The sequence below is a fragment of the Mesorhizobium sp. 01N446 genome (genome assembly GCF_056399285.1).
The window spans coordinates 615,899-631,589 of sequence record NZ_JBFTRA010000002.1; the positions used below are offsets into that span (position 1 = coordinate 615,899).

Genomic DNA, 15,691 nt, shown 5'->3' on the forward strand with positions numbered 1-15,691 from the left:
GTGCCCTTAAACCCACCGCCCCTATCCACCACGGACAGAGGGATGCCAAAACGTGACGGCTCTTTCGACAAGAGCGACCACGCCATAAAAGACCGAACCCGCAAGTGCTGCAACTGCGATTTCGGCCCAGACCATGTCGATGTTCATCCGCCCGACCTCGGTCGAGATACGGAAGCCCATGCCGACAACCGGCGTGCCGAAGAACTCGGCGACGATGGCGCCGATCAGCGCCAGCGTCGAGTTGATCTTCAGCGCGTTGAAGATGAAGGGGGCTGCAGCCGGCAGCCTGAGCTTGATCAGCGTCGGCCAGTAGCCCGACGCATAGGTGCGCATCAGGTCGCGCTCCATATGGCCTGATGCGGCCAGCCCTGCGACCGTGTTCACCAGCATCGGGAAGAACGTCATGATGATGACGACCGCCGCCTTGGACTGCCAGTCGAAACCGAACCACATCACCATGATGGGCGCCACGCCGATGATCGGCAGCGCCGAGACCATGTTGCCGATCGGCAAGAGCCCGCGCCGCAGGAACGGCACGCGGTCGGCGAGGATGGCAACGATGAAGCCGGCGCCGCTGCCCACGACATAGCCGAACAGCACCGCCTTGAAGATGGTCTGCCGCACATCGGCGCCAAGTATAGGCAGCGAACTGACGATGCGCACGCCGATGGCGCTGGGCGGCGGCAACAGGATGAAGGGAATGCCGGCGCCCCGCGTCACGGCTTCCCAGATGATCAGGATCCAGGCGCCGAAGATGGCCGGGATGATCAGGCGCAGCGCGTTCCGGGCCGAACCCGCCATAGGGCGAAGCCCCGACAGCACCGCCACGCAGCGCCAGCCGAGCAGCCAGGCGGCCGTGAGCAGCAGGAAGTACGGCGCCAATGCCGTGCCTTCGAACCCCGCAATGCCCGAGATCAGCAGCCAGGCAACGAGATGGGCGCCGACGAACAGCACGACGGCTTCCGCAAGCGATGGAATCCGGATCATCGAGACCAGCGCCGCCACGATCGCCAGGCAGAGCATCAAGCCCTTGGTTCCGAGATAAGGGTAGTTGATGCTGGCCGCCGGGTCCGCAAGAGCTGCTGCTTCCGGCTTCGACATGGCGCCGAGCGCCACCGCGATCAGGCACAGCACGATCGCCAGCACGGCTTGCCAGGAAGGTTTCAGCCAGTTCATGCCGGCCTCCCGCCCATGGCGCGATCGACGAGGCGGCCGGCAATACCAACCACCATGACCAGCAGTGCCGCCACGATCGAACCGGCGACCAGCGCCGACCAGATGTCGATGGACTGGCTGTAGTAGGCGCCGGCAAGCAGCTTGGCGCCGATGCCGGCGACCGCGCCCGTCGGCAGTTCACCGACGATGGCGCCGACGAGGCTCGCCGCCACCGCCACCTTCATGGAGGTGAACAGGAACGGCACCGAGGCCGGCACGCGCAGTTTCCAGAAGGTCTGCGAGGGGCTGGCATTATAGGTGTGCATCAGATCGAGATGCATGATCTCGGGCGAGCGCAGCCCCTTCACCATGCCGACGGTGACCGGGAAGAACGACAGATAGGTCGAGATCATCGCCTTCGGGATCAGGCCGGTGACGCCGATAGCCGCGAGCACCACGATGATCATCGGCGCCACCGCCAGGATGGGGATCGTCTGCGAGGCGATGATCCAAGGCATCAGGCTGCGGTCGAGCGTCGCCACATGCACGATGCCGACGGCGATGATGATGCCAAGCGCGGTACCGAAGGCAAAGCCGAGCAGCGTCGACGACAGGGTCACCCAGGCGTTGTAGACGAGGCTGCGGTTTGAATTGATGGGCCGCAGGAACGTGTTCTCGAAGAAGTTCACCGCCACCTGGTGCGGCGCCGGCAGCGTCGGCTTCGGCTGCGCAAGCGTCTTGCCGATGAATTCGACGGCGCCGGGCGTTTCGTTGGCACGGGTGTCGAGATCGCGCTGGAACGGCGCGTTGAGGATGACGGCGAAGACATACCAGAGGACGACCACCCCCAACAGGATGGAGGTGACCGGGATGAGCTTGTCGCGGAAGGAGTCCATCTAGCGGGCCGCCTCAATCATCATAACTGTGCCCTGCCCTCAACCCATCCCGCACGCGCGCCGCGATCGCCAAAAACTCCGGCGTTTCGCGGATGTCGAGCGGCCGCTCCTTGGGCAGCGTCGATTCGATGATGTCGCTGACCCGGCCAGGCCGTGGCGACATGACGACGATGCGCGTCGACAGATACACCGCTTCCGGGATGGAGTGGGTGACGAAGCAGATGGTCTTGTTGGTGCGTGCCCAGAGCTGCAGCAATTGCTCGTTGAGGTGATCGCGCACGATCTCGTCCAGCGCGCCGAACGGCTCGTCCATCAAGAGCAGGTCGGCGTCGAAGGCCAGCGCGCGGGCGATCGAGGCGCGCTGCTGCATGCCGCCGGAGAGCTGCCAGGGATATTTCTTCTCGAAGCCTGACAGATTGACGAGGTCGAGCGTGCGCTTGATACGCTCCGCCTGCTCCGCCCTGGACAGGCCCATGATCTCCAGCGGCAGCGCGACATTGCGTTCGATGGTGCGCCACGGAAACAGCGCGGCGGCCTGGAAGACATAGCCATAGGCGCGTTTCTCGCGCGCCTGCTCCGCGGTCATGCCGTTGACCGAGATCGTCCCCGAGGTCGGCTTCTCCAAATCGGCGATAACGCGCAGCAAGGTGGTCTTGCCGCAGCCCGACGGCCCGATGAAGGACACGAACTCTCCCTTGCCGATGGTCAGGTCGACATTGGACAGCGCCTGGACCGGCCCGTCATTGGTCTGGAAGGTGAGGCCAAGTTTGCTTGCCGCAACGACGGCTGGCGAAATCCCTGTCATCGGCCGTTGCCTGCCTGTTCTCGCCACAGGGGCGCCGGCCGGATTCCGATTGCTTTTATCGCGATGTTGTTTTCCACTTACCCTGTCCCATTTGGCCCTGTCCCACCAAGCCTGTCCCACTCAAATCGACGCCCGGAGTTCCCCGATGTCGCCCAAACCCACTTGTCATCTTATCCGCCCTGAAAGCACTTATGAAGGCAAGCAGGGTTTAACCTATTTCGCCGGCATCGCCACCGAGTCGGTCGGCTCCTCCGGTATCTGCATGCATGTTCTCACCATGCCGCCCGGCGCCCGCGCCAAGGCGCATCTGCACGAGAACCACGAAACGGCGATCTACGTGCTCTCCGGCGAGGTCCATACCTGGTATGGCGACCGGCTCGAGCACCATATCGTCGTCAAGGCCGGCGACCTCTTCTACATTCCGGCCGGCGTGCCGCATCTGCCGGCCAATCTGAGCAATGCCCCGTCCTCGGCCGTCATTGCCCGCACCGATCCCAACGAACAGGAAAGCGTCGTCCTGCTGCCGGAACTGGATGCGCTGGTCGCCTGAGGTCGACGGGATCGCCGTCATTTGCACCGCGAGACTTCCCCCATCACATTGCCGTCCGCATCGGCGATCGTCAGCTTCTTGGCGTTCTTGGCACTGCGCTTGATGGTGAAATTGGTCGGCGCCTGTCCGTCTTCGCCTTCCGCCTCGCATGTCGCCGTCACCACCAGCGATCCGTCAGCCTGCGCTTGCGTCTTCGTGAAGGTGCAGGCGCTGGCCGCGGTGATCAATTCCTTGTCGGTCAAGAGCAGCATCTGATCGGCGGCGACTTCCTGGCCGTTGCGGTTGATGCAGCCATATTTGTCGCCATAGGGCTTCGACAGGTCGATGCCTGCCGCGAAGGCCTGACCGGCGGCCAAAACGACGACCATCGCAACACACAGACCAAAACCGCGCATGCCCATCCCCCAGATCCCAATGCTCAAAACGTCACGAACATGATTGCAATGGTCCCATTTCCTCAAGGCCGGGAATGGTGACGAAGAGGCCATCCGCACCCTTGTTGGTGACCAGAATTGTTTCGATCGTCGTTCCCGCTTCGCCCTCGGCCGAACAGGTCGAACGCAGCGATTGCGTGCCCGGCGCCGATGTCAATTGCTGTTCGAACCGGCAGCCACTGCCATAGGTCTCGATGCCTTCGGCGGTCAGCAGGATATAGGCATCGCTGTCCTGATAACCGGCCTTCACGCCGGCACAGCCGACATCATTGCCCCAGGAGCCGGCCAGCACGCCGGCCGCGATTGCCGGGCCAGTGACAAACGCCGCCAAGACCAACAGGGTGAGCGCGGTGGAACGCGCCAAGCTCAAACCCCCGTCGCCGGGATGCCTGAGCGTTCCACCTTGCGCGGCGCCGTGATCTCTTTCCACGTCGACAGCGCCCGGTTGACAGCGGCGTTCGGCTCACGGCCGACGAACTGGCCATGGCCGGGCTTGGTCTTCACTTCGGCCTCCTCGATCGACAGTTCGCCGCGCGAGAAGACGAAGCGCGGCAGTCCGGTCACCTCGACGCCCTCGAAGACATTGTAGTCGATGACCGACTGCTGCTTCTTCGAAGAAATCGTCTTCTTGCGCTTCGGATCCCAGACGACGATGTCGGCATCCGCACCTTCGACGATGGCGCCCTTCTTCGGATACATGTTGAGGATTTTTGCGATGTTGGTCGAGGTCACCGCGACGAACTCGTTCATCGTCAACCGACCGGTGTTGACGCCCGTGGTCCACAGCATTGGCAAGCGGTCCTCGAGGCCGCCCGTGCCGTTTGGGATCTTGGTGAAATCGCCGATGCCGTTGCGCTTCTGCTTGGTGGTGAAGGCGCAATGGTCGGTCGCCACCACTTGCAACGATCCCGCCTGCAGGCCGGCCCATAGCGAATCCTGGTGCAGCTTGTTGCGGAAGGGCGGGCTCATCACGCGGCGCGCCGCGTGGTCCCAGTCCTTGTTGAAATACTCGGTCTCATCCAGCGTCAGGTGCTGGATCAGCGGCTCGCCGAACACCCGCATGCCCTTCTGCCGCGCCCGGCGGATGGCCTCGTGGCTCTGCTCGCAGGAGACATGCACGACATAGAGTGGCACGCCCGCCATGTCGGCGATCATGATGGCGCGGTTGGTGGCCTCGCCTTCCACTTCCGGCGGCCGCGAATAGGCATGGCCCTCAGGACCATTGTTGCCCGCGGCGAGCAGCTTTTGCGAGAGTGCTGCAACCACATCGCCATTCTCGGCGTGCACCAGCGGCAGCGCGCCAAGGTCGGCGCAGCGCTGGAACGACGCGTACATCTCGTCGTCATCCACCATCAGCGCGCCCTTGTAGGCCATGAAGTGTTTGAACGAGGTGATGCCCTTGTCGACGACGGTCGCCATCTCGTCGAACACCTGCTTGCCCCACCAGGTGATGGCCATGTGGAAGGAATAGTCGCAGGCAGCCTTGGACGTCTTGTTGTCCCACATCTGCAGGGCTTCGAGCAGCGACTGCTGCGGCGCCGGCAGGCAGAAATCGACCACCATCGTGGTGCCGCCTGCGAGCGCCGCCCGCGTGCCGGATTCGAAATCGTCGGCCGAATAGGTGCCCATGAACGGCATTTCAAGATGGGTGTGCGGGTCTATGCCACCGGGCATGACATAGCAGCCGGTGGCATCATACTCGTGATCGCCGTGCAGGTCCGAGCCGATGGCGACGATCTTGCCGTGGCTGAACAGCACGTCCGCCTTCCACGAGCGGTCGGCGGTGACGACGGTGCCGTTCTTGATGACTTTGGTCATTTTCTTGTTCCCTTGTTCTCTTCGCGCTTCTTTATGAGCGGCGTTTGGAATCTAGATGTCTAAGTTCACTCCACGATGACGGCCGTCTCCACAACCGCGTGGAACAGCACGTCGGCACCGGCCGAGGCCCATTCCTTGGTGATCTCTTCCGCTTCGTTGTGGCTGAGGCCATCAACGCAGGGGCACATCACCATGGCCGTCGGCGCCACGCGGTTGATCCAGCAGGCGTCATGGCCGGCGCCGGAGACGATGTTGCGGTGAGAGTAGCCAAGCCGTTCGGCGGCATCGCGGATCGCCTTGACGCAGCCCTTGTCGAAGGTCACCGGATCGAAATGGCCGACCTGCTCGATCTTGTATTTGATGTCGAGCGCATCGCAGATCGTGTCGATGCCTTCGCGGACACGCGCATCCATGGCGTCGAGCACTTCCTTCTCCGGCGACCGGATGTCGACGGTGAAGACGGTTCGCCCGGCGATGATGTTGCGCGAATTGGGATAGGCTTCCATATGGCCGACCGCCCCGACGGCGTCGGGCTGGTAGTCCATGGCGATCTCGTGCACCAGTTCGATCACCCGGGCCATGCCGAGCCCGGMATTGCGGCGCTTGGGCATCGGCGTCGAGCCGGTATGCGCTTCCTTGCCGGTCAGCGTCACCTGCAGCCATTTCAAGCCCTGGCCATGGGTGACCACGCCGATGTCGATGTCTTCGTCCTCGAGGATCGGCCCCTGCTCGATATGCAGTTCGAAGAAGGCGTGGATCTTGCGATCGCCGACCTTCTCGGTGCCCTTCCAGCCGATGCGCTCCAGTTCCTCGCCGAATTTCTTGCCGTTCTTGTCCGTGTGCTCATAGACGTCGGCCTGGTCGAGCACGCCGGCGAACACGCCCGACGCCATCATCGCCGGCGCAAAGCGCGCGCCTTCTTCATTGGTCCAGTTGGTGACGACGATGGGATGTTTGGTCTTGATGCCGAGATCGTTGAGCGAACGCACCACCTCCAGCCCGCCGAGAACGCCAAGCACGCCATCATATTTGCCGCCGGTCGGCTGCGTATCGAGATGGCTGCCGACATAGACCGGCGGCAGGCTGGGATCGGTGCCTTCACGGCGGGCAAACATGGTGCCCATCTCGTCGACGCCCATTTCGAGCCCGGCATCATCGCACCAGCGCTTGAACAGATGCCGTCCCTCGCCGTCCTCGTCGGTCACCGTCTGGCGATTGTTGCCGCCGGCAATGCCGGGGCCGATCTTCGCCATTTCCATCAGCGAATCCCACAAACGGTCTGAATTGATTCGCAGATTCTCGCCGGGTGCGGCCATTCAAAGTCCTTCCATTTCATGATCTGGGCGGGTGGCGGTTCCCATCGCCACCCGCCCAGATAAAAGCGAGTTTAGTCTATCGACCGCAGCACTTCACGCACATGGTCGATCAGTTCGTTGATCTGGCCCTTGGTGATGATCAGCGGCGGCGACAGCGCGATGATGTCGCCGGTGGTGCGGATCAGCGCGCCGCGCTCGAACGCCTTGACGAAGGCCGAGAACGCGCGCTTGGTCGGGCTGCCGGGGATCGGCGCCAATTCGATCGCGCCAATCAGGCCGATGTTCCTGATGTCGATGACATGCGGCTCGCCCTTCAGCGAGTGCAGCGCGTCCTCCCAATAGGGCGCCAGTTCCTCGCCCCGGGTGAGCAGGCCCTCTTCCTTGTAGGTGTCGAGCGTGCCCAGGGCAGCGGCGCAGGCAATCGGGTTGCCCGAATAGGTGTAGCCGTGGAAGAACTCGATCATGTGCTCGGGGCCGGTCATGAAGGCGTCGTGGATTTCCTTCTTCACGAACACCGCGCCCATCGGGATGACGCCGTTGGAGACGCCCTTGGCGGTGGTCATGATGTCGGGCGTGACGCCGAAATAATCGGCCGCGAACGGCGCGCCGAGACGGCCAAAGCCGGTGATGACCTCGTCGAAGATCAACAGGATGCCGTGCTTGGTGCAGATTTCGCGCAGCTTCTGCAGATAGCCCTTGGGCGGCAGGATGACGCCGGTGGAGCCGGCGACCGGCTCGACGATGACCGCAGCGATGGTCGAGGCATCATGCAGGGCAACGATGCGCTCCAGTTCGTTGGCGAGTTCCGCGCCATATTCCGGCACGCCTTTCGAGAAAGCGTTCTTTTCCGGCAGATGCGTGTGCGGCATGTGGTCGACGCCGCCCAGCAGCGTGCCAAACATCTTGCGGTTGGAGACGATGCCGCCGACCGAGATGCCGCCGAAATTGACGCCATGATAGCCGCGCTCGCGGCCGATCAGGCGGGTGCGCGCGCCCTCGCCTTTCATGCGGTGATAGGCGATCGCCATTTTCAGCGCGGTCTCGACCGATTCGGAACCGGAATTGGTGAAGAAGACATGGTCCATCCCCTTGGGCGCGATGTCGACCAGGCGGTTCGCCAGCTCGAACACGATGGGATGGCCCATCTGGAAGGCAGGGGCGTAGTCGAGTTCGGCGGCCTGGTGCTGGATCGCTTCGGTGATCTTCGGACGGCAGTGGCCGGCATTGACGCACCACAGACCCGCGGTGCCGTCCAGCACCTTGCGGCCATCGCTGGTGGTGTAATGCATGTCCTTGGCGGACACGAACATGCGTGGCGCCTGCTTGAACTGCCGGTTTGCCGTGAACGGCATCCAGAAGGCGCTGAGATCGTTCGGCGTGACTTTCAGCCGGTTGGACATGACCAAGACTTCCCCTTGTAATCTGTTTCGGTGCGTCCAACGCTTGGTCTTTGCGCCGTTTTCATGCTACGCAAATTTTGACCGATTGGACAAACGTTAGCACCGCCCTGTCGGCGGTCAAGGGATTACTAGCGGAAATGCGGCTCCTGAAGTGCGTTCCACAGCCCGGGGAAAAACTGGTCCAGAGAATTGGTCCAGATGCCCCTGAACGCGAGATTTGGCAACGTGAGGGTTCGCAACGGTGAACACCGGCACGGAAGCCCCTCGCCGCACCCGCATCCAGCAGGAAAAGCGCGAACTTATCCTGGAGGCGGCACTCGAAGTGTTCTCCACCCATGGCTTCCGCGGCTCGACCATCGACCAGATCGCCGAAGCCGCCGGCATGTCGAAGCCGAACCTGCTCTATTACTTCCGCCGCAAGGAAGACATTCACGAGACGTTGATGCAGCGCCTGCTCGACACATGGCTGGCGCCGCTGCGCGAACTCGACGACATCGGCGATCCGATGACCGAACTCAGGAGCTACATCAGGCGCAAGCTCGAAATGGCGCGCGATTTCCCGCGCGAGAGCCGGCTGTTCGCCAACGAAATCCTGCAAGGCGCGCCGCGCATCATGCCGCTGCTGGCCGGTGAGCTGAAAACGCTGGTCGACGAGAAGGCCGCCGTCATCAAGGGCTGGATGCGCGCCGGCAAGATCGCCAAGACCGACCCCTGGCACCTGATCTTCTCGATCTGGGCAACGACGCAGCATTATGCCGATTTCGACGTGCAGGTCCGCGCCGTGCTCGGGCCGAACCGCGGCGGCGACGGCCGCTTCGAGGACGCGGCGAGGTTTTTGGAGCAGTTGTTCCTGGATGGGCTGAAGCCGAAGGGCTGACTGTCGCGAAGGCTCAGGCGCTGCGCCGCTCGGCCGGAAGGTCGTCGAGCAGTTTCTGCAGCTTGGCGATCGAGTTCTGCTCGGCCATCGGCGTGTAGACGACCAGCCTCATGTCAGACCCATCGTCGATCGACAGGCTCATATGCTCGAATGTCATCGGACCCGCAATCGGGTGCCGGACGTGCTTCAGCCCGGTCAGCCTTCGTGCCACGTCCCTTAGAGGCCACCAGTCACGGAACTCGGGGCTCGAGCGCATCATCAGCGCGATCAGCCGGTCGAAATCGGGATCACCGACATATTTGGCGCTCTCCGCGCGAAACGAAGCGAGCACCACGCGGGCAAGCTCTTCCCAGTCGACCAGCAAACGGCGGTGATGCGGGCTGGTGAACACCATGTGGACGATGTTGCGGGCGTCGCCCTCCAGCAGGCCGTAGTCGCCGAACACCGCGACGGCCGCGTCATTCCAGGCGAGCACGTCCCAGCGCCGGCCAACGACGTAGGCGGGTTGCAGGACAAGGCTTTGCAACATGTGCAGCAAGGGACCATCGGCTTTTTCCGGCGCGGCGACGCGGCGCTCCGGCTGCTGGCGTCCGGCAAGGATGAACAGATGCCGCTTCTCGACGGCGTCCAGGCGCAGCGCCTGGCTGAGCGCGGTCAGCACCTCCACGGAAGGCCGCACGTCCCTGCCCTGCTCCAGCCAGGTGTACCAGGTGGTGCCGACACCGGCGATCATTGCCACCTCCTCGCGGCGCAGACCCGGCGTGCGGCGCCTGAGGCCGGTCGAGATGCCGGTGGCCGAAGGTGTCAGCCTTTCGCGCCGCGAGCGCAGGAAAGCGCCGAGCTCGCGCCGGCGGCTGTCTTCAGCGGAATGAGAGGGAGCGTCCATGAAGCTACTATAGCAGTACTGATACCAGGATAAAGTTTGAACTGTTTGAGATCGACCCCACGGCCCATCTTGGGTTCAGAGCAGCAGACAGGAGGCTCCAAGAATGGACCTGAAAGACAAGACAATCCTCATCACCGGTTCGACCGACGGCGTCGGCCGCGTCGTCGCGCAGCGACTGGGTGCCGCCGGCGCCCGCCTGCTGGTGCACGGCCGCGATGCTACGCGCGGAAAGGCCATCGTCGACGAGATCGAAGCGGCCGGCGGTAAAGCCGAGTTCTTCGCCGCCGACCTTGCTTCGCTAGCGGAGGTTCGCCGCCTCGCCGAGGCCGTGCGTCGCCGAACGGACCGGCTCGATATCCTCATCAACAATGCCGGCATCGGCACGGCCGGCGCCAAGAGACAAGTCAGCGCCGACGGCTACGAACTGCGTTTCGCCGTCAACTATCTCGCCGGCTTCCTGCTGACCTCGGAGCTTCTGCCGCTGCTGAAGGCCAGCGCCCCTGCGCGCATCGTCAATGTTGCCTCGGCCGGCCAGCAGGCGATCGACTTCGGCGACGTCATGCTGACGAATGGCTATAGTGGCGTGCGCGCCTACTGCCAGAGCAAGCTGGCGCAGATCCTGTTCACCGTCGATCTGGCGGAACAGCTGAAAGGCACCGGCGTCACCGTCAACGCGCTGCATCCGGCGAGCTACATGAACACCACCATGGTCCGGCAGGCCGGCGTGACGCCATGGAGTTCGGTCGAAACCGGCGCCGAAGCCATCGTCAATCTCGCCGCCTCACCCGCGCTCGAAGGCCGAAGTGGCCTCTATTTCGACGGCCTGCGCGAGGTCCGTGCCGACGCCCAGGCTTACGACGCCGAGGCCAGACAGCAATTGCGAAGCCTGAGCCTCGACCTCGTCGGCCCAGCCTCCCCGAAATCCAGGGAACAGCATTCATGACCAGCAAAACCGAACACACAGTCATCATCGGCGGCTCGTCCGGCATCGGCCTGGCAGCCGCGCGAAAACTGCTTGGCCCAGGCATGAAGGTGACGATCACCGGGCGCAACCAGGACAGGCTCAACAGCGCCTGGAAAAGCCTTGGCGGCGCCGCCGACAAGGCTGCATTCGATGCGTCGAAGCCGGACGAGGTGCGTCAATTCTTCGAGCGCCTCGGTCCGTTCGACCACCTCGTTCTGGCCGCGAGCGGCGGCAAGGGCCTCGGCCCGTTCGAGACGCTCGACCTTGCCGATCTCGGCAGCGGCGTCGAGGAGAAGGTGCGGCCGCAACTGTCCTGCCTGCAGGCCGCCTTGCCGACGCTAAGCAAATCGGGATCGGTGACCTTCATATCGGCGGTGTCGGCCCAGGTCTCGATGCCTGGTGTGGCCGGCATCGGCGCCATCAACGGCATGCTCTTGACCGTCGCGCCGATCCTGGCGGTCGAACTGAAGCCGCTGCGCGTCAACGTCGTGGCGCCCGGCGTCATCGACACGCCGTGGTGGGACTTCTTGCCCGACGAACAGCGGCAGGCGGTCTTTGCCGAATATGCCGGCAAGACACCGGTCGGTCGCATCGGCCGCGCCGAGGATGTCGCCTCGGCGATTGCCTTCCTCGTTTCCAACGGCTTCATGACCGGCCAGGTGCTGACCTGCGATGGCGGGTTGCGGTTCGCGGCCTAGAGCAATTCCAGGAAAAGTGTGGAGGGGTTTCCCGTCCGGAATTGCGTCAAGCAGAGAGCCAGAGCGGTTCGCCGCTCTAGCTTCGCCCTTCAGAGCGACTGCGCGATGAGCGTCAGGAACCCTCCGCTCAGCGCGACATTGCCGACGAAGCCGTTGATGCGCGCCGCACGGTCCGGGCCCTGATGATCCCAGAAATTGTGGAACATCGGCGTGGCGACGATCAGGAACAACACCAGCACCGCGCTGGCGATTGCCACCCATAGCCCGCCCATCACCAGGGCGCCGGCAATGATCTGGAGCACTATGCCGGCCCACAGCGCCGGCCGTGCCTGCGGCACGCCGCGCGCGGCCATCAGCCCGGTGAGGAAGGCCGCATTCTGGACATTACGCAGGCCGGCGAAGACGAAGGCGCCGCCGAGCAACAGGCGGCCAAGAAACAACAGGCTTGAAGGCAAATCGGCAGGCATGAAACACTCCCTTTGAAAAACAGGGAGCGCCGCCTCCTCGACGGCGCTCCCATGGCGATAAAAATCAGGCCGCCTTGGCGGCCGGCATCGGGTGAATGGCCTGGAACGGAATGCACAGCCGGTTCCAGGTGTTGATCATGCCGAGCGCAACGGACAGCTTCACCAGTTCCTCTTCCGAGAAATGCTCCAGCGTGCGGGCATAGAGTTCGTCCGACACGCCATTGTCGGCAATCAGCGTCACCGCTTCGGTCCAGGCGAAGGCGGCGCGCTCGCGCGGGGAAAACAGCGGCGATTCCTTCCAGGCCGCGACGAGATAGAGCCGCTGTTCGGTTTCGCCGTCACGCCTCGCTTCGCGGCTATGCATCTCCACACAGAAGGAACAGCCATTGATCTGCGAGGCCCTGAGCTTGATCAGGTGCAGCAGGCTGACCTCCAGCCCGCATTCGTCGACCGCCTTGTTGAGCGCCGACACCGCCTTCATGATCTCCGGCGCCTTGGCGAAGAATTGCATCCTCTGTTTCATGGTCTGTCCTTTCACAATTGCTTTGGAGGGGTTGAACTGGATTTCTGCGGCCGCTGGTGGCGCGCCACGAAGGCGCAGCTCGCGGCATAGGATCTCGGATCGCCTTCGGCCGCGTAGTCCACCACGACATCGGACAGCTTCACTTCGGCCAGCGCTGTCCGATAGGCGCGCTCAGCTTTCAGCATCGCGGCATTGATGCCGCAGGGTTTGACATAGGCCGAGGCATCGATCTTGACCGGACCGTTGCGGCGGATTTCGCCGCAGCGAAACGCCGGCTCCCGCCCTTCGACCGCCAGCACGATGTCGAGTAGGGTGATGCGCTCGGCCGGCCGGGCCAGCCGGTAGCCGCCCGCCGGGCCCGGCACCGATTCCAGGATGCGCTCGGCGGTCAGCATGTTGAGATGCTTCAGCAGATAGCTCGGCGACAGGCCGAAACACTCAGCCAGGGCCGCGCCCGGCATGGTGCTGTTGCCCTCCACGCTCGCCAGCGTGGCCGCGCAATGGATGGCCGCCTCAACGCCCTCGCCCAGCTTCATGGTGCCAATCTCCTATTCATGGATATCTTTTATCGTGGATAATTCTTATCTGCAATAAGAAAGTGCAGCCCCCTGCTTTTGAAACGAGAATACGTCGGTGATTGGCGAAATCGGCGATGACAGCGTCTTTCTCCCCGTCACTATACGAGGAGAAGGGAGCTGCCGCGCCCTCGGCGCCCTTGTCGTGACGAAACCCTACTCCGCGGCCACCTTGGCCATCGGGTTGTTCGGGTGCGTGGTCCAGTTGGCGTAGACCGGCGACACCGGCTTGCCGGTGCGCTCGTCCATGGCACCCGCGGCCAGCGGCTCCATGGTGATGCAATTGTCGACCGGGCAGACATTGACGCAGAGATTGCAGCCGACGCACTCGGCCTCGATCACCTCGAAATGCCTGACGCCATTGACCATGTTGGTGATCGCCTGGTGCGAGGTGTCCTCGCAGGCGATATGGCAGCGGCCGCATTTGATGCAGGCGTCCTGGTCGATACGCGCCTTGGCGACATAGTTGAGGTTGAGATACTGCCAGTCGGTGACGTTGGGCGTGGCGCGGCCGATGATGTCGTCGAGCGAGCGGTGACCCTTCTCGTCCATCCAGTTTTCGAGACCGGCGATCATCTCCTGCACGATCTTGAAGCCGTAGGTCATCGCCGCCGTGCAGACCTGCACATTGCCGGCGCCGAGCGCCAGGAATTCGGCCGCGTCGCGCCAGGTGGTGATGCCGCCAATGCCCGAGATCGGCAGGCCGCGCGTTTCGGGATCGCGCGCGATCTCGGCCACCATGTTCATTGCGATCGGCTTCACCGCCGGGCCGCAATAGCCGCCATGCGAGCCCTTGCCGTCGATGGTCGGCATCGGCGCGAAACTGTCGAGGTCGACGCCCGTGATCGAGTTGATGGTGTTGATCAGCGACACCGCGTCGGTGCCGCCGGCATGCGCGGCCCGCGCCGGCTTGCGGATGTCGGTGATGTTGGGCGTCAGCTTGGTGATGACGGGCATGCGCGTATACTGCTTGCACCAGCGTACCACCATTTCGATATATTCCGGCACCTGGCCGACGGCGGCGCCCATGCCGCGTTCCGACATGCCGTGCGGGCAGCCGAAATTGAGCTCGATGCCGTCGGCGCCGGTCTCCTCGACCAGCGGCAGGATGGCTTTCCAGCTTGCCTCTTCGCAAGGAACCATGATCGAGGCGATGAGCGCGCGATCGGGCCAATCCATCTTGACCTGCTTCATCTCGCGCAGATTGGTCTGCAGGTCGCGGTCGGTGATCAGCTCGATATTGTTGAGGCCGAGCAGGCGCCGGTCGGCGCCCCAGATCGCGCCATAGCGCGGACCGTTGACGTTGACCACCGGCGGGCCTTCCTCGCCAAGCGTCTTCCACACCACGCCGCCCCACCCTGCCTTGAAGGCGCGGATGACATTGTAGGCCTTGTCGGTCGGCGGCGCCGAGGCCAGCCAGAACGGATTTGGCGATTTGATGCCGACGAAATTGTTGCTGATATCTGCCATGACAGGTCCCTTTCAGCCGAGACGAAGAAGCAGTTCGACGGGTGCGAGAATGCCGCCTTCAAGCGCGGCGGTGAGATTGGCGATCTTGGTGCGGGCGTCTTCGCCCATGACGAGGCCGACGCCGGGCGGCGGCTTCTTGCCCTCGGCCTGCGCGGCGGCCATCCGCGCGCGTATCGCGGCGAAGAATTCGACGGCGAAAGCGCCGCGCTGCCGCTCAGTGATTACGGAAAACACCGCGGCCGTGGCGGCCGAGCGATAGTCGTCGGGCGTGGCGACGAAGGACATGGTCTCGTTGGAGGCCCACGGCAGCGGATAGGTCAGCGCGCCGTCCTTCAACCGCATCACGTCGTAGACGGCGAAGACACCGCCCGGCCGCAGCACGCGCGCGGCCTCGCTCATCAGCTTTTTCTTGTCGGGAAGGTTCATGCCGACATGCAGGATCATGGCGGCGTCGAAGCTGGCATCGGCGAACGGCATGTCCAGCGCGCTGCCCTGCACGAAGTGCGTCTTGTCGGCCATTCCCGTGCGCTTCGACAGGCTGGTCGCGATGTCGACATAGCTTTGCGTGAGATCGATGCCGGTGACATCGGCGCCGGCATCGTTGGCGGCAAAGCGGGCCGGACCGCCCACGCCGGAACCAATGTCCAGAAGCCTGGCTCCAGGTTTCAAACCCATCTGGCCAAGCAGTTCTTTTGTGGCGGCGATGCCGCCAATGTGGAATTCGTCGACCGCTTCGAGATCACCGGCACGCAAATGAGCAATGTCCACGCCAGTGTCAGCAAGCGCGGCAAGGATGCGCTGCTCAAGACCTGCTATGTCGTAGTGACGGGCGATGCCCGGTTCCACCGTCGCCATGA

Annotated in this window: 18 protein-coding genes; 4 read left to right on the forward strand and 14 right to left on the reverse strand. The window is 63.6% G+C overall.

Features of this window, described 5'->3' with window-relative positions; all coding sequences use genetic code 11:
* Window positions 1-21: 21 nt before the first annotated feature.
* The 3 genes from AC1DPX_RS11300 to AC1DPX_RS11310 are packed head-to-tail and all read right to left on the reverse strand — an operon-like array spanning window position 22 to window position 2,856.
* Complete coding sequence (locus AC1DPX_RS11300; protein WP_477236590.1) at window positions 22-1,176, reverse strand: ABC transporter permease; 1,155 nt, start codon at window positions 1,174-1,176, stop codon at window positions 22-24.
* Window positions 1,173-2,051 (reverse strand): ABC transporter permease, encoded by an 879-nt coding sequence (locus AC1DPX_RS11305; RefSeq protein ID WP_477236592.1) that lies wholly within the window; start codon window positions 2,049-2,051, stop codon window positions 1,173-1,175. The genes AC1DPX_RS11300 and AC1DPX_RS11305 overlap by 4 nt, the downstream gene beginning before the upstream one ends.
* A gap of 13 nt (window positions 2,052-2,064) precedes the next feature.
* A complete protein-coding gene (locus AC1DPX_RS11310; protein WP_056571950.1) occupies window positions 2,065-2,856 on the reverse strand; it encodes an ABC transporter ATP-binding protein in 792 nt (263 codons plus the stop codon).
* Between the two features lie 145 nt (window positions 2,857-3,001).
* On the opposite strand from AC1DPX_RS11310, the gene AC1DPX_RS11315 reads away from it, so the two are divergent.
* Entirely contained in the window at window positions 3,002-3,406 is a 405-nt protein-coding gene (locus AC1DPX_RS11315; RefSeq protein ID WP_015317160.1) for a cupin domain-containing protein, read from the forward strand.
* A gap of 17 nt (window positions 3,407-3,423) precedes the next feature.
* Here AC1DPX_RS11315 and AC1DPX_RS11320 read toward each other — a convergent pair whose 3' ends face one another.
* The 5 genes from AC1DPX_RS11320 to aptA form a co-directional block, all read right to left on the reverse strand.
* A complete protein-coding gene (locus tag AC1DPX_RS11320; protein WP_477236594.1) occupies window positions 3,424-3,801 on the reverse strand; it encodes a hypothetical protein in 378 nt (125 codons plus the stop codon).
* A gap of 31 nt (window positions 3,802-3,832) precedes the next feature.
* The gene (locus AC1DPX_RS11325; protein ID WP_477236596.1) at window positions 3,833-4,204 is read right to left on the reverse strand and encodes a hypothetical protein; all 372 of its coding nucleotides are present in this window, start codon (window positions 4,202-4,204) and stop codon (window positions 3,833-3,835) included.
* 2 nt (window positions 4,205-4,206) lie between these two features.
* On the reverse strand, window positions 4,207-5,658 hold the full coding sequence (gene hydA / locus AC1DPX_RS11330; RefSeq protein WP_477236598.1) for a dihydropyrimidinase: 1,452 nt from the start codon (window positions 5,656-5,658) through the stop codon (window positions 4,207-4,209).
* A gap of 65 nt (window positions 5,659-5,723) precedes the next feature.
* On the reverse strand, window positions 5,724-6,974 hold the full coding sequence (locus AC1DPX_RS11335; RefSeq protein WP_477236600.1) for a Zn-dependent hydrolase: 1,251 nt from the start codon (window positions 6,972-6,974) through the stop codon (window positions 5,724-5,726).
* 71 nt (window positions 6,975-7,045) lie between these two features.
* Window positions 7,046-8,374: an omega-aminotransferase AptA gene (gene aptA / locus AC1DPX_RS11340; protein ID WP_477236602.1), complete on the reverse strand. Its 1,329-nt coding sequence runs from the start codon at window positions 8,372-8,374 to the stop codon at window positions 7,046-7,048.
* Window positions 8,375-8,615: 241 nt separating this feature from the next.
* Between aptA and AC1DPX_RS11345 the strand changes: the two genes are divergently transcribed.
* A complete protein-coding gene (locus AC1DPX_RS11345; protein ID WP_202359000.1) occupies window positions 8,616-9,251 on the forward strand; it encodes a TetR family transcriptional regulator C-terminal domain-containing protein in 636 nt (211 codons plus the stop codon).
* 13 nt (window positions 9,252-9,264) lie between these two features.
* Here the strand turns inward: AC1DPX_RS11345 and AC1DPX_RS11350 are convergent, their stop codons facing one another.
* Window positions 9,265-10,137 carry a helix-turn-helix transcriptional regulator gene (locus AC1DPX_RS11350; protein ID WP_202358999.1) on the reverse strand — a complete coding sequence of 291 codons (873 nt, stop codon included), beginning with the start codon at window positions 10,135-10,137 and terminating at the stop codon, window positions 9,265-9,267.
* A gap of 103 nt (window positions 10,138-10,240) precedes the next feature.
* On the opposite strand from AC1DPX_RS11350, the gene AC1DPX_RS11355 reads away from it, so the two are divergent.
* Both AC1DPX_RS11355 and AC1DPX_RS11360 read left to right on the forward strand, forming a co-directional pair.
* Entirely contained in the window at window positions 10,241-11,080 is an 840-nt protein-coding gene (locus AC1DPX_RS11355; protein ID WP_477236604.1) for an SDR family oxidoreductase, read from the forward strand.
* Window positions 11,077-11,799 (forward strand): SDR family oxidoreductase, encoded by a 723-nt coding sequence (locus AC1DPX_RS11360; RefSeq protein WP_477236606.1) that lies wholly within the window; start codon window positions 11,077-11,079, stop codon window positions 11,797-11,799. The genes AC1DPX_RS11355 and AC1DPX_RS11360 overlap by 4 nt, the downstream gene beginning before the upstream one ends.
* A gap of 89 nt (window positions 11,800-11,888) precedes the next feature.
* Here the strand turns inward: AC1DPX_RS11360 and AC1DPX_RS11365 are convergent, their stop codons facing one another.
* The 5 genes from AC1DPX_RS11365 to AC1DPX_RS11385 all read right to left on the reverse strand — a co-directional run bounded on the left by AC1DPX_RS11365 (window position 11,889) and on the right by AC1DPX_RS11385 (window position 15,689).
* A complete protein-coding gene (locus AC1DPX_RS11365; RefSeq protein WP_477236608.1) occupies window positions 11,889-12,266 on the reverse strand; it encodes a DoxX family protein in 378 nt (125 codons plus the stop codon).
* A gap of 64 nt (window positions 12,267-12,330) precedes the next feature.
* A complete protein-coding gene (locus tag AC1DPX_RS11370) occupies window positions 12,331-12,789 on the reverse strand; it encodes a carboxymuconolactone decarboxylase family protein (RefSeq protein ID WP_477236610.1) in 459 nt (152 codons plus the stop codon).
* Between the two features lie 11 nt (window positions 12,790-12,800).
* Complete coding sequence (locus AC1DPX_RS11375) at window positions 12,801-13,325, reverse strand: RrF2 family transcriptional regulator (RefSeq protein ID WP_477236612.1); 525 nt, start codon at window positions 13,323-13,325, stop codon at window positions 12,801-12,803.
* 195 nt (window positions 13,326-13,520) lie between these two features.
* A complete protein-coding gene (gene preA / locus AC1DPX_RS11380) occupies window positions 13,521-14,834 on the reverse strand; it encodes an NAD-dependent dihydropyrimidine dehydrogenase subunit PreA (RefSeq protein WP_477236614.1) in 1,314 nt (437 codons plus the stop codon).
* Between the two features lie 12 nt (window positions 14,835-14,846).
* On the reverse strand, window positions 14,847-15,689 hold the full coding sequence (locus AC1DPX_RS11385; RefSeq protein WP_477236616.1) for a class I SAM-dependent methyltransferase: 843 nt from the start codon (window positions 15,687-15,689) through the stop codon (window positions 14,847-14,849).
* Window positions 15,690-15,691 lie beyond the last annotated feature (2 nt).

Bases quoted from the DNA above. Each gene is read 5' to 3' on its own strand.
- AC1DPX_RS11300 (WP_477236590.1), bottom strand. From the start codon at position 1,176: ATGAACTGGCTGAAACCTTCCTGGCAAGCCGTGCTGGCGATCGTGCTG.
- AC1DPX_RS11305 (WP_477236592.1), bottom strand. From the start codon at position 2,051: ATGGACTCCTTCCGCGACAAGCTCATCCCGGTCACCTCCATCCTGTTG.
- AC1DPX_RS11310 (WP_056571950.1), bottom strand. From the start codon at position 2,856: ATGACAGGGATTTCGCCAGCCGTCGTTGCGGCAAGCAAACTTGGCCTC.
- AC1DPX_RS11315 (WP_015317160.1), top strand. From the start codon at position 3,002: ATGTCGCCCAAACCCACTTGTCATCTTATCCGCCCTGAAAGCACTTAT.
- AC1DPX_RS11320 (WP_477236594.1), bottom strand. From the start codon at position 3,801: ATGCGCGGTTTTGGTCTGTGTGTTGCGATGGTCGTCGTTTTGGCCGCC.
- hydA (WP_477236598.1), bottom strand. From the start codon at position 5,658: ATGACCAAAGTCATCAAGAACGGCACCGTCGTCACCGCCGACCGCTCG.
- aptA (WP_477236602.1), bottom strand. From the start codon at position 8,374: ATGTCCAACCGGCTGAAAGTCACGCCGAACGATCTCAGCGCCTTCTGG.
- AC1DPX_RS11350 (WP_202358999.1), bottom strand. From the start codon at position 10,137: ATGGACGCTCCCTCTCATTCCGCTGAAGACAGCCGCCGGCGCGAGCTC.
- AC1DPX_RS11355 (WP_477236604.1), top strand. From the start codon at position 10,241: ATGGACCTGAAAGACAAGACAATCCTCATCACCGGTTCGACCGACGGC.
- AC1DPX_RS11360 (WP_477236606.1), top strand. From the start codon at position 11,077: ATGACCAGCAAAACCGAACACACAGTCATCATCGGCGGCTCGTCCGGC.
- AC1DPX_RS11365 (WP_477236608.1), bottom strand. From the start codon at position 12,266: ATGCCTGCCGATTTGCCTTCAAGCCTGTTGTTTCTTGGCCGCCTGTTG.
- AC1DPX_RS11370 (WP_477236610.1), bottom strand. From the start codon at position 12,789: ATGAAACAGAGGATGCAATTCTTCGCCAAGGCGCCGGAGATCATGAAG.
- AC1DPX_RS11375 (WP_477236612.1), bottom strand. From the start codon at position 13,325: ATGAAGCTGGGCGAGGGCGTTGAGGCGGCCATCCATTGCGCGGCCACG.
- preA (WP_477236614.1), bottom strand. From the start codon at position 14,834: ATGGCAGATATCAGCAACAATTTCGTCGGCATCAAATCGCCAAATCCG.
- AC1DPX_RS11385 (WP_477236616.1), bottom strand. From the start codon at position 15,689: ATGGCGACGGTGGAACCGGGCATCGCCCGTCACTACGACATAGCAGGT.